The 12,854-nt window shown below is 51.3% G+C and carries 9 protein-coding genes; 1 reads left to right on the forward strand and 8 read right to left on the reverse strand.

The features are described from left to right. The 4 genes from Q9L42_RS16865 to Q9L42_RS16880 form a co-directional block, all read right to left on the reverse strand. Entirely contained in the window at nt 1–528 is a 528-nt protein-coding gene (locus tag Q9L42_RS16865) for an MBL fold metallo-hydrolase RNA specificity domain-containing protein (protein WP_349431465.1), read from the reverse strand. Nucleotides 529–590: 62 nt separating this feature from the next. Beyond that, the gene (locus Q9L42_RS16870; RefSeq protein WP_349431466.1) at nt 591–1,547 is read right to left on the reverse strand and encodes an alpha-L-glutamate ligase-like protein; all 957 of its coding nucleotides are present in this window, start codon (nt 1,545–1,547) and stop codon (nt 591–593) included. 2 nt (nt 1,548–1,549) lie between these two features. Beyond that, complete coding sequence (locus Q9L42_RS16875) at nt 1,550–3,070, reverse strand: inactive transglutaminase family protein (RefSeq protein ID WP_349431467.1); 1,521 nt, start codon at nt 3,068–3,070, stop codon at nt 1,550–1,552. Nucleotides 3,071–3,196: 126 nt separating this feature from the next. Next, a complete protein-coding gene (locus Q9L42_RS16880) occupies nt 3,197–3,754 on the reverse strand; it encodes an ATP-dependent zinc protease family protein (RefSeq protein ID WP_349431468.1) in 558 nt (185 codons plus the stop codon). Between the two features lie 290 nt (nt 3,755–4,044). Between Q9L42_RS16880 and Q9L42_RS16885 the strand changes: the two genes are divergently transcribed. Continuing rightward, nucleotides 4,045–4,932, forward strand: coding sequence for a GGDEF domain-containing protein (locus Q9L42_RS16885; protein ID WP_305907260.1), 888 nt, complete (start codon nt 4,045–4,047; stop codon nt 4,930–4,932). Nucleotides 4,933–4,936: 4 nt separating this feature from the next. On the opposite strand, the gene Q9L42_RS16890 is transcribed toward Q9L42_RS16885, so the two are convergent. The 4 genes from Q9L42_RS16890 to Q9L42_RS16905 all read right to left on the reverse strand — a co-directional run bounded on the left by Q9L42_RS16890 (nt 4,937) and on the right by Q9L42_RS16905 (nt 12,771). Beyond that, the gene (locus Q9L42_RS16890; protein ID WP_349431469.1) at nt 4,937–6,367 is read right to left on the reverse strand and encodes a serine/threonine-protein kinase; all 1,431 of its coding nucleotides are present in this window, start codon (nt 6,365–6,367) and stop codon (nt 4,937–4,939) included. 627 nt (nt 6,368–6,994) lie between these two features. Further along, entirely contained in the window at nt 6,995–8,308 is a 1,314-nt protein-coding gene (gene ltrA / locus Q9L42_RS16895; protein WP_305906644.1) for a group II intron reverse transcriptase/maturase, read from the reverse strand. A gap of 866 nt (nt 8,309–9,174) precedes the next feature. Beyond that, on the reverse strand, nt 9,175–11,511 hold the full coding sequence (locus Q9L42_RS16900) for a caspase family protein (protein ID WP_349431470.1): 2,337 nt from the start codon (nt 11,509–11,511) through the stop codon (nt 9,175–9,177). Between the two features lie 78 nt (nt 11,512–11,589). After that, a complete protein-coding gene (locus Q9L42_RS16905) occupies nt 11,590–12,771 on the reverse strand; it encodes an NAD(P)/FAD-dependent oxidoreductase (protein WP_349431471.1) in 1,182 nt (393 codons plus the stop codon). Nucleotides 12,772–12,854: the final 83 nt, after the last annotated feature.

Genomic DNA, 12,854 nt, shown 5'->3' on the forward strand with positions numbered 1-12,854 from the left:
TCAAAAATCAATCTGCTGGCCGGGTTGCGGAATCGTCGCCGGCCAGCCCGAACGTTGAAAACTGGTTTTTAACGACATTGCCGCCGCCGGCTCGCCGTGCACCAGATACAGCTCAGGCCTGGGGTATTCGAAGGCCATCGCCCAGGCCAGCAACTGGCTCTGATCGGCATGAGCGCTGAACCCTCCTAAGGTGTGTATACTGGCCTCCACCCGAATTTCGCTACCGACGATTTTGAAATCCTTTCTACCATCGACCAACTCCCGGCCGAGTGTTCCTTGCGCCTGAAAGCCGACAAACACGACATGGGCATTGCGACGCCATAGATTGTATTTCAGATGATGACGAATTCGCCCGCCGGTGCACATGCCGCTGCCGGCGATGATCACCGCTCCGCCTTCGACCTTATCAGCCTCGCGCCCGCCCTGGTATATGCCGCATTCCAGCAGGATACGGCCGGATGCGGTCTCTAGCAGGTAACAGGAGCCGGTCACCTGGCCGACGCCGCCCAAAAAAGTTAATGTGGCCACCCGTCACCCTCCTTCGGATTCATCCGGTCGAGCACTCCAACAGCAGCGATGATCGTCATTAATCATGCTTCATACAGCTTTTGTCCGAGTCTCACCCTCTCGAGCACCGACTCTGGCATCTTCTTGACGTCTTCTATTTGCCGCAGAAATGGCAACAAGCCCTTCTGATTGGCGATTTGTATGCTCAAGCCGGGGCGAGCATTGATTTCCAGCATCAAAGGCCCTAACGCGGCATCTAGCACGATATCGACGCCGATATAATCAAGGGAAACCAACTCCTGACATCCGGCCGCCAGCCGCATGATCTGCTCCCAATTCGGTATTTCCATACCTTCAATCGCATAGCCGGTATCTGGGTGATGATAAACAATTTCCTCGCACCAAACTCCTTGCAGCGTCCTGCCATTGGCCAAATTGATGCCGACGCCGATAGCGCCCTGATGCAAATTAGCCTTGCCATCGGAAAGCCGGGTCGGCAGTCTGAGCATCGACATGATCGGCACGCCTTTGAACACGATCGTGCGAATATCCGGCACCCCCTGGTAACTGACATGTTCGAACAGCGAGGAAAATTCCACCCGATATTCAATCAGCGCCTTATCAGGCTGCCCTCCCAGACTGTACATGCCGCTAAGTATATTGGAAATATGATGACCGATTTCTCTTTCGCTAAGCAGAACCCCGTTTAACTTACGGTAGAGATGTTTACTGCGCCCCTTCACAATCAGTATGCCTTCGCCGCCACTGCCGTGGGCCGGTTTGATAGCAAAGTCGTCATAATCGGCCAAGATCTTGGCAAGATTGCCGATCTGATGCTCGATTTCGATCACCCCATATAATGCCGGCACCGCAATGCCGGCCTCCATCGCCAATTGCTTGGTCAACAGCTTGTCGTCCACCAGCGGGTAAAATTTTCGTCGGTTATAGCGGGAAATATAATCCCCGTTGCGCTGATTCATGCCCATCAGCCCGAAGCTGCGAAGCTTCCGTCCCGGGAATAGATATTTTTTCCAGCCCATGATCAGTCTTTCAATAGCGCCCGGAAACGCCACAATTCGGTCAATCGATAACCGGTGTAACGGCCCAATAGCAGGGTAATAGCCAATAGAAACAACAGCATTTCAGGAAACACGAAGATCATATGCTCCAGTACCGCATTCGTCATCAGCAAATAACCCAGGCTTGCGATGAATAGGCTGCCTATCCCCTGCTGCAGCGCTTCAGCGGGTCCCAATTCCTCCCACACCAGCGACATACGCTCGATGGTCATGCTGATAATGACCATCGGAAACAGCGCTACCGAAAGTCCTCGCTCTATGCCCAATTTATGGGTCAACAAGCTCACCAATACCATCAGAATGACGACGATGATTAACACCGAGGCCAGGCGCGGGACCAGCAGCAAGTGCAGATATTCCAGATAGAAACGCAACATCAGACCCAATGCAACCAGGATGCTGAATAACACCAGGCCCCACAGCAACTCGGTTTCGCGAAACGCCAAAGCGATCAATATTGGCATGAAAGTCCCGAAACTCTTGATCCCAATCACATTGCGCAGCACGACTATCAATAATGCCCCCAACGGCATCATCAACAAAACCCGATAGACATTCTGAGTTTGTATCGGCAATTGAAACAGCGACAAAGCCATCACGCTGGAATTCTTGACATCGGAACGTTGTCGGGCAATGTATTCGGCCTCGTGAAACTGTTTGTGCACCGAGAATTCTATTTTTCCGGCCCTGCCGTTCTTCACCGTCAGCAACGGTTGATCACCGATATACCAGATCAATGAATCGTCGGGAAAACCTGATGCGCCGCTGTAGGGATCGAAGGCCATCCATTCAGTGCCATTATAGGTCTGTAGCCACGGCGTTAATTTGCCGTGGCGGATGCCGTCCTTTAACAACAAAATATTGGCTTGTCGCGCTGGAATCCTCGCGCCCGCCAATATACTGATGATGCGCTGAACCCACATCTCGGGTTTCTCCGCCCCTTGTCGCAAGAGCAATATATTGTCGCTGGCATTCTTCTCGTTCAGGCGCAATAACAATTCATGAGTGAAAGAACGCGTATCCGCCGATTTGCTGCGCACTTCATCGAGCAGCGCATCGACCGCCGTCTGCATCATCTCCGGATAGGCTTTTTTTTGCGGATAGCGGACATTGATCGGTTCGCTAATCGGCATCTCGTCGGCGATTAACTGCATGCGATAATACAGGAATTGATTGCCACGCGGTCTGCGTAGCGTCCATTTCACGACACGGTTTTCATCGCTTTCCTCCAAGGTCATGCCATAACTGCCGGAAATGAAATTTTCATCCAGAATCATGTAACTTTGAGGCTTCTTAGGCAGCCGTAAATCCACTTTTGCCGGACCTTTTGTCGGCTTAAAACTGACTCTCGCCTCTACCGCCCAGACATGGGCCTGCTCGGCCGGCAGCAACGGCAACTTCAGCTCGACGACCTTGTAGACACATAAGGCTGTACTGATAATCACTAAGGTCAGGGCCAACAGTATTACATGCAGATTCTTCAAGCTATCCTTCCCTTTCCGATTACTTTGAAAGTATAAGATGATAAGGGGAGACGAGTAACTGCCCCTCCTCCTAAATTTTGCACTTTCAGTATCCGGAGTGATGAAAACTTCTTCATGATCGTTAGGTTAACGATTATCACTGGCTTGGCTAGTCTTGGGCTGACTACATTGTTTGCTGTCATATTTGTTACTGTGCAAAAAGGTTTCCCCCGGATCGATCAAGATATTGCCCTTTAAGAAACGTCTTCCCAACAGCACCGGATAATTGAAATTCCCCCTATCAGCTAGCGTAAACTGAGCCGTATAGTGATAGCCATCGATGCAAAATGGCAACTTCACGACCGATCTCTTCATCGGCGGCAGCTTATGCCGTTTAATCTTCACTTCTCTGAACAACGGCTTCTCGATGCTGTGCTGCACCTCATTTTTATTCCGTCCCTTGGGCAAGTCGAAACGGACCCAGGTTTTACCATCACGTTCGAACCGCTCGATATTTTCAGCGTGTATCGACGACGTTTTTGCGCCGCTATCCAGCTTAGCCTTAAGTTGTATCTGCCCGGGACTCAGGACCACCATTTCCAGCCAGCCGGCGATAATGCGCTCATTAGCCTGCTCTTCTGCAAAAGCGGGAATAGATGCCAGCAAAGCGGTCAACAAAAATAGGATTCGTGAATATCGTTTCATCACTTCGTTAAGAAAAGTTTAATAATAGCTCTTGAAAAAAGTGGATATTATCCGTAATTGCGACTTAAAGGAATCTTAAATTTAAATTTGACACCCGGCGAGGCAAAAAATCTCCGCGACCTTTCCTTTTTAGTCGATGCAAGACGGCAATGCATTGCCGTTTTTTTGACGCATCGAGAAACCACGCCAGATAGAATTTATTACCCATTGTTTTTTAAAGAACTATTAATGATTGGCATAAAAAACGCTTAATTTTTACTCAAGCCTTGTTCGGACACGAGAAAGTTGCGATGAAAAAGAAAATTACCAATTTAGCCCTCGTCAATAACAAAACCTATGAAGCTGCAAAAACAGCCAATTTACATCACTATGACATCAGCAGCGCTTTACAAACCACTTTGGATTTTAATGAGTTAATCGCCATTTTTTGCGACAAAATCCAAGCGATGATCCCCCATAACGGCGTGCTCTATCGTAACCCGCTATTTAACCTTGAGTACCATACCGGCATTAGCACCCGGCATTCCTGTAGCTATTCTCTGAGTCTCGAGGAACAAAGCCTCGGTGAATTAAAATTGATGCGCCAGCAACGCTTCAGCGACAAGGAACTTAACTATCTGGAAACACTGCTGTGCTGCCTGATCTATCCGTTAAAAAATGCAACGCTTTATCGCCAGGCCTTGCAAATGGCCTATACGGATCCATTGACAAAAACAAAAAATAGGACGGCGTTCAACGATACGATTGAACGGGAATATAGATTGGCCAATCGCAACGCCAATCATCTTTCTCTGATATTCCTGGATATCGACTGGTTCAAAACCATCAACGATAGCTGCGGCCATGAAGGCGGCGATACCGCCCTGACTTCGGTCGCCAATCTGATCAAGGATTCCGTGCGCGGCAGCGACCTGGTTTTCCGCTACGGCGGCGAAGAATTTGTCGTCTTGCTCAGTGAAACCAATCTCGAGGATGCCGGTATCATTGCCGAAAGGATCCGCATGGCGATAGAAAATCACACCTTGGCCTACGGCCTGGAAATCCTCAATATGACGGCCAGTCTCGGGGTGAGTTCATTGCGCGGCAACGACAGCATCGAATCGTTGATTAACCGCGCCGACAGCGCCATGTACCAAGCCAAGATGAATGGTAAAAACAACGTCAAGCTGGCCAAATGAGGCCTTAACCGCCTGCCCTGCGCGACTCTAATATCTGATCTTTCAGTTTCAGCAGATGTTCATGTTTGGGCACCGCTTCCAGGCCCTCTTCAATTTTCGCCAAGCTGGTTTGATAGTTTCCGGTGGCATAAAGCCCCAACGCCTGCTGCTCCACCGCATCGGCAATTTTTTGCAGGCCTTTCTGAGCGGGTTGATTATAAGGGTCTATCTTAAGCACCTGCCGATAGGCCCACATCGCATTGCTGCCGGACGGAGCCGTCAAATAACCGACTTCAAAATGAATCTGCGCCAATTCCAAAAAGTCTTTAACCGCCAGTTCCTGCTCCGGCGTTAATTGAATGATTTCATCATCGACGAATTCCCATTCCTGAAACACATAAAAATAACTGCCTGCGACCGCGATGATGGCCACGATGGCCGCGCCGGCAAAAACTTTCGGCCAAACCGACTTAGATTCGATCTCGTCGAGGAACGCGGCCACCGTCGGGGTGCGCTGCTCGCGCCGGAAAGCCAACGCATGGGCCAAAGCCTGGCGCTGACGACGATCCAGTCCGGGAATGACCGGGACCTGAAGATTGACATCCAGGGCCTTTTGCGCCGACAGCTTAGCGAACGGATGCTTTCCGGCCAGTATCTCATAGCTCACACACGCCAATGCATAGACGTCATCGGCGGGATCAGGGTCCGCCCCTTGCAGCATTTCCAGACTGGCATAGGCCGGCGTCAATGCCCCTAAATCACGGGCGTTGAACACCGTTTCATCGGCATGCGAATCCGACCTTACCGCCGCGCAAGCGATGCCGAAATCGAGCACCTTGACCTCACCATCGCTGGTAATGAAGACATTGCCGGGCTTGAAATCGGAATGAATGATATTTTTTTTATGCGCATAGGCCAAGGCCAGGGCCAATCCCTTGATGATGTGCCAGGCCTTTTTGAACGGAATCCCGCCGGCGCCTTCGTCCCGAAGGTACGCAGACAGCGGCTTCCCTTGCAACAACTCCATAACCATGAATACATGATGGCCATCGCGATCGAAATCATACACCGTCACGATGTTGGGATGGGCTAAAATTTGCGACTTCTTGGTTTCTCGTTGCAGAGCGATGAACAGTTCAGGATCGTCTCTAAATTCTTCGTTCAAGACCTTGATCGCAACATCGGGCTGATGATCCTGAGCCTCCTGTCTGCGCAAATCGGTGGCCCTGAAGACGGTACCCATCCCGCCACTGCCCAGCACTTCTTTCAGCACGAAGCGATTTTGCAGAACCGTTCCCACTTGCAACGTCTTGGCCGGCTCCTCGGCCGCTGCTGTCGACAATCGAGTCGCGTCATCGTTTAGCGGCGACTGCATCACCGTTTCGTCGTTCGGCGCTTCGGACATCAAGGTATTGATAACCGTCGCGTCGTCGCTGTTCTGTTCTGGCTTATTCATCACTCTGTGCTTTGCGGATTCATGAATTCTGATAGAAATTATTATATTAATTGCAGATCAGAGAACACCATCGCGCACCCTGATCTACGACATATTTGCATCTCATTGATATTTTCCAAGCACGAGTCTCTGGCACTCAGTCATCTTAATATATGACGGGTGCTCGGCAGGCGCCAGCAATTCCCAGTTGAGCATTTTTGCTGTGTTTACCTGAGTTAGGGTTAAGAAACCAGCCTGTATCAGGTAGCGCTTCCAGAAGACGCCGTTCACCCAGCACCTAAATACTAGCGCGCCACTATTTCTGCGAAAGCTTGTTTTGGGCATCCCAGCCCAAGCAAGCGGCAGAAATTACGTGGCGATTATTGCCTCCGGCGGCCCCGATTCGTCCTGCGTCCGTGCCACTCCGCCATATCATCGTAAACTCGATGCTGGCTCCGTCGCACTCCCACAAATGACTTGACGGCGTTTCGGGAGACCTTTTATTTTGTCTCCACCTTCGCTCTCGCTTCGATTCCGACAAAACAATCGGCCCTACGCCTATCGGGGACTAAAAATCTTATCGGGTCAGAGGGAGCCGCAGCTCCCGTCTGCCCACAGAACCGTGCGTACGGGTCCGTACACGGCTCCTCACGTAAGACGAATCCATTGAGATACCTCAAACCAATGCGCTAACTGTCGGTCGGATCGTATTTCCTGTCCCATCAGGTTGATAAACCAACTGTTCGGATAGGCTCTCGTCACCGCTCGGGTTGCGGAAAGCGCCCACCGTTTCTTGTTGGAAAAGACCGTCTGGGCGGCTTGCTTTCGCGGTACGCCCCGTTTGACCAGGTTTCGATACAGATGCTGTTTCCGCTTCTGCTGACTCACCAGCCTCGCTCGTAATCGTCGCCGGATATGGGCTTCGATTTTCCTCAGCTGGGACGGGTATTGGGTCAAGCTGTAGTAGTTGGCCCAGCCCACGTACCACTGATTAAGGTCGGCCAGGGTGTGATTCAGCGTCTGATGGGTGCCTCGCGGCGTTAAGGCTTTGACTTTACTCATGGCCGTTTGCAGGGCTTTGTGCGCAATCGCCACCGTCCCGTCGACCACGGTAAAGCCTAAGAACTTTACCGCATCGGATTTAGCCACTTGGCTTTTCTCCCGGTTCACCTTCAGTTTCAGCTTGTTTTCGATGAATTGGCTGACTTTCTCCATCACTCGCTCCGCCGCCTTTTGCGACCCAACGAAAATGTTGCAGTCATCGGCAAACCGACAAAATTCCAGTCCGCGCTTTTCCAATTCCTGATCCAGTTCGTCCAGAACAATGTTGCTCAGCAAGGGGCTTAACGGTCCGCCCTGCATCGCACCTTCCTTGTTGGGGTTGACGACGCCGTTGATCATCACGCCACTGCGCAGCATCATGCCGATCAAGCGCAAGATGCGTTTGTCGGCGATCCGTTGCCCCATCCGGCCAATCAGCCGGTCGTGGTGAATACGATCGAAGAACTTCGATAAGTCGATGTCCACCACATAGGGTTTACCGCTTTCCACGATCCGTTGCGCCGCTTGCACCGCTTGGTGTTGACTCCGTCCCGGACGAAAGCCATAGCTGTGCCCTGAAAAATGCGGATCAAAGATCGGTTCCAGCAACAATTTCAGGGTCGTCTGTACCACACGATCCCGCACCGTCGGTATGCCGAGCAGACGTACGCCCTTGCCGCCAGGCTTAGGTATTTCCACTCGGCGAACCGGCGAGGGTTGGTAAGTCCAATCCTGCAATTCCTGTTGCAGACGACTTAGCTCTTCGTCTAAACGGGCTTCAAAGTCGGCTATCGTGACCCCGTCAATGCCGGGTTTGCCTTTGTTCTTCTTCACCTGTTCAAATCCCGCACTCAAATACAACGTTGAGCACAGTTGGTCAAAGAGTCTTGGTTCCTCAATCAATCGGTCATGTTCGTTCATTTCACTTTTTTTTCTCTCTCTTGCAATGGCCTTTCTTCAATCTCGCGCAATCGATTCGTTCACTGTTTACGACGCGAATAGTCGATTGCTCCTGTCAGGCTGATCTCAGACCCTCAGTTTATAATCAACGGCCATGGCCGCTTACGTGTTCCACCCTTCACCTCCAACTTCCTGTCACTGGTTCGATGTTTTTCCCTCAGCTATGTCACCATAACCTCATCGGCATCGAACTTTACGATTACTACGGCTTCATCTGCAGACCCTCGGTTCATCACGTCAGCATTACTGCTGCGCTTAGGGCTTAAGGTGTCGCAGTTACACCGACCCGAAGCCGACGGCCCTTCACTGGGTAAGATAGTCAACTTTATCTCGGTCCACCTACCTTCAATACAACAGCAAGTTACGGTGAGAATATCGGACTTCGGTGGACGCGGGCACCTCATCCTCTTGCTGCCGCCTTACGAAGGTTCACTCTCGTTTAGGTGACCGATTCGGCTAGAGCTTCTTTCAGATTCCGCATTGGCTCTCGGTAACCGTGCTTCCCTGTTGGGTAGCTACCGGGAGTTTCTTTGGACACCCTTGCTTTCGCCTACTTCTTCCCTTCTCACAGGGCAAAGGCTGGACTTTCACCAGCTAGCTGACTACCATGCCAGTCACACCACTTCGCTGGCGCTCCGTTTCCAAGATTTTCAGCGAACGAAGATGATTTATCGCAGCCATTAGCCTATGGAATTTAGGTGCTGGGGGAATACGTTCCTGTGGCTTGATACCGTCTTAACCCTTGGCAATACATGATTCTTTTATCCCGAACTGAACTTGTGTTTAGGGCACAGAGTGTCTGTCGAGAAGCGCCGTAGACACTTGGACTAATTAACCCTAGGCACGAAAAAGAACGGGCTGCCTTCGTGCCCGGCATGCAACATGGCCGAATATTGCGGCGACTGCTGAAAGCCGACCAAGGCGGCGGATTCCTGTACCTGACTGGAAACCGAACGGAACAATTCATAATCCTCCAATAAACCGCCATTCGTTCTCAACACATTCAAAAAAGCCTTGGCAAACACCGAATGCCGGCCACCACCACTATCCAGCACCGGTTTGACGCCGCCGGACGTCATCACCGTCCTGGCTTTACGTTTGACCATGAATTTAAGCCATTTCTTGCGTTTTTCCTCGGCCATCTGACCGGGCAGACGGGCAATGGCGCTTTGTGTCATCGCGCCTGAATAACAGGAATCGGCGACCACCAAGATATGCTTGGCAGATATGATATTCAAAAACTGGGTGATGCTATGGCTGGATAACCAATTCGCCGAATTGTCGGGTTCGGCATCGGTGGGCAGCCAATAAGCGCTTTGGTCGGTCTTATCGATTTCGCCGTGCCCGGCATAATAGATCAGCAAATTATCTTTTTCGGTCAACACCTTGCGCAAATCGTTCAATGCCGTCATGATCTGATGCCTATTGGCATTGATCAACAGCGTCGTTTTATAACCATAACGGTTGCGCAACACCTCATCGACCGCCTTGGCATCCTCCACCGACGTATTCAATGAAGGCAATTGCCGATAATCGCGATTACCGATCACCAACGCATAAAAACGGCCGAAATCAACGGACGGATAGATTTTGGCAACCGCCTTAACGGGTGGCGCTTGATCGATGACGCTATCGGTGGACGTCTTCGCCAATAAATTGAAATTCAATACACGAGGCTCGCCCTTTTTATAGGTGGCGACGATTTTCACCGGATTTAAATCGTCGTTAACGGCGACAATCGTCTGAAACACCCCCCTATCGTCGACCTGAGCCGCTTTGCCGTTGACCGTTAACGAGATCAGGTTTTGATAGGACGCCACTCTGCCGATAATTTTCTTGTTCTGTCTAATCGACCTTAGCTGATAACTCGGTATTCCGCGCGTCAACACCATAACCGGCTCGATGATTTCGATGCCTGCCTTAGCGAGCGTGACTTTGTCGGCAGAGTCATTTTCCAGACTGGCAACGATACTTTCGTTTTCGGCAACGCTCGCTTTCAGCTGTTTAATCTGCCTGCCCATCCTCAACAAATCCGCCTTGGCCATCTTGAGTTTGCCACGCAGCTGCTCGACCGCCAGTTTGTCCTGGGTCGTCACTGCCCGCCCAGCTTTTTCCTCGATCAGCTTCATATCGCTTTTAATGCCGATAAAGGCTCGGTGATAAGCCGACTCCATCTCTTTAAGCCGCCGCTTTTGCTCGTCCAACTTCTTTCTGGAAGACGAAACCCTGGTCTGTTCGCCTTTTTCCCGTTGCATCGATGCCGCCATCTGCGATAAGGCAAGTTTCTGCCGATCATAGGAAGACTGATTATCGTGGAGATCATTTTCCAGTTTTTCGATCAATTCCTGATTGCCGTCCGTCTTATTTTTTTCCCGTTGCAGCTGTTGCCGGGTTTGTTCCAGTTTGTTTTCGATGGCCGTCAGTTTACGCTGCTGGGTGGCATAGTTTTGTTGAGCCTGACTGAGCTGCTTGCGCAGACTATCGGCCTGTCGCCGATAACTTTGGCTGGTTTGACGTAGACCCTGCAGCTTTTCTTCATAGCTGGAGGAAACCGCCGCCTCGGTGACCGAGGCGAATTGCAGATCGGTGTTTTCCAGGCCCGAAGCCTTACGGTACCAGTTCAGCGCCTCGGCCAAATTCTTCTCTACCCCCAAACCTTTTTCGTAGAGATGACCAAGATTGATTTGCGCCCTGGAACTGCCCTGCTCCGCGGCTTTGCGATACCATTGTGCGGCCAGTGCGGGATCGGCCATCCCTCCCAATCCTTTTTCATAAATTTCACCCATCATAACCTGCGCCTCGACGTTACCTTGCTTAGCCTGTGGCAGCCAGACACGCAATGCCGACGCATAATTAGCGCGATCGTAGGCGACATATTCACCGCCGCGCAGTTCGCAGTCGCCGGCGGTGGTCTTCACCGGCCTCCGCGCCGACAAATAAGTCATTTGGCTGCCCAGTTTACGAATTTGCCCGGGCAGCAAACAATCGACGACAAACAATTTATCGGTCTGTTCGGCGCTATAGCCTTCGGTCGCGGTCAGATCGGCGCGGTCGCTGACCATCCCGGACTGGCAACCTAACAATAAGGCGATAGGCAGCACGATTAGCTTAGGTTTGGTAAGTAATCGCAGAAAAATAGACGAAATTGTTTGTGACTCCAGCATTGCGACCCCCTATGAAATAGCCGGAAAAACGGCGCTTTCGGATAATTTAACACAGCAGCCGAACAAATGGCCCGATCATTATACAAACTGCCCTGCACACCAGCCCGACGCCCAAGCCCACTGAAAATTATAGCCTCCCAACCACCCGGTGACGTCCAACACTTCACCGACGAAATACAGACCTTGCACGCGACGACTTTCCATCGTCTTTGAGGAAACCGCATTGCAATCCACGCCGCCGACGGTGACTTCGGCGGTGCGATATCCCTCAGTGCCGTTGGGCTTCAAGACCCAATGATTGAGCTGTGCGCCAATTTCCTTGAGATGTCGGTCTGCGCAGTTTTGCAGGGTCAGCTCCAACAATGTTTCGTTCACCAGCGCCTGAACCAGACGTTTAGGTAAAACGTGTGTCAGCAACGTTTTGACCTTGACGTTGGCATGGCGATCGCGCCGTTTTTTCAGATCCTCGATTAAATCGAGATCGGGTAATAAATTGATTTCGATCGTCTCGCCGGATCGCCAATAGGAGGATATCTGCAAGATGGCCGGTCCGCTCAACCCCCTATGCGTAAACAGCACGTTTTCTCGGAAATGCTTGCCTGCATGGCTAACGACAGCCGGCACGGCGATGCCCGATAAACCGGCGAACTTGACCTTGTCTTCTTCGCGCCAGGTGAACGGCACTAATCCCGCCCGGGTCGCGATAACTGAAATGCCAAACTGCTCGGCCAGTCGATAACCGAATGGCGTCGCCCCCATTTTCGGTATCGACAAGCCTCCGGTCGCAACCACTAGCTTTTCTGCGTCGATGGAACCGCCGTCGGTAGTCAGACTGAAGCCGCTCTGCTCCTTGCGCTGAACCTTTAAGATTTTGCAGCGCAAGCGTACCTCGACGCCATGATGGTCACACTCGCTCAACAGCATGTTGACGATATCCTTGGCGCTGCGGTCGCAGAATAATTGGCCATGCTCGCGTTCGTGATAGGGTATCTGGTAGCGATTGATGAACGCCAGAAAATCCCATTGCGTATAGCGGCTCAATGCCGATTTGCAAAAATGCGGATTTTGCGACAGGTAATTCTCCGGCTCGACCGAATAATTAGTGAAATTACAACGCCCGCCTCCCGACATCAGAATCTTCTTTCCGGCCTTATTCGCATGATCCAACACCAACACCCGACGTCCCCGCTTTCCTGCTTCGATCGCGCACATCAACCCCGCTGCGCCGGCGCCGATAATGACGACTTCCGGGTTATTCATGATAATTTTCCTCGGTCATTAAACATTATTCTTTCATCGCCACCTTGTAATAAAAAGCAAAAGACGGTAAAAATGAAGATGAT

The organism is Methylomarinum sp. Ch1-1 (assembly GCF_030717995.2).
GTDB lineage: Bacteria > Pseudomonadota > Gammaproteobacteria > Methylococcales > Methylomonadaceae > Methylomarinum > Methylomarinum roseum.